1 protein-coding gene is annotated in these 269 nt (G+C 47.6%); it reads right to left on the bottom strand.

The genetic code is table 11. The annotated features are described in order from the left end of the window. The coding region (locus EXE44_RS21260) for a hypothetical protein (RefSeq protein ID WP_206750416.1) at positions 1–269 on the bottom strand (269 nt) is incomplete at both ends.

Here is a 269-nt window from a genome sequence, read left to right on the forward strand (position 1 = left end):
TTCCGGGTGTGACAAACCCGTGACGCTGGAGTCGGGACAGGTGGTTCTCGAACGTTGACTTCTCTATACCGTACATCAGTTCGATGCGTTCGAAGAGCTCTTGCTCGGAGATGCCATTCCCATCACCGGAGGCAACTGCTTCGTATTCTTCATAAATGAGATGTGCTAGTAGGGTAATCGGACACCGACCATCAGTGTATCCGCGATTATTTTTCCGTATCACGTCCGCATCTGATAACAGTTCTACACCAATATCAATAGTAAAATCA

This window comes from Halorubrum sp. SS7, assembly GCF_005435055.1.
In the GTDB taxonomy this organism is placed as follows: domain Archaea; phylum Halobacteriota; class Halobacteria; order Halobacteriales; family Haloferacaceae; genus Halorubrum; species Halorubrum salinarum.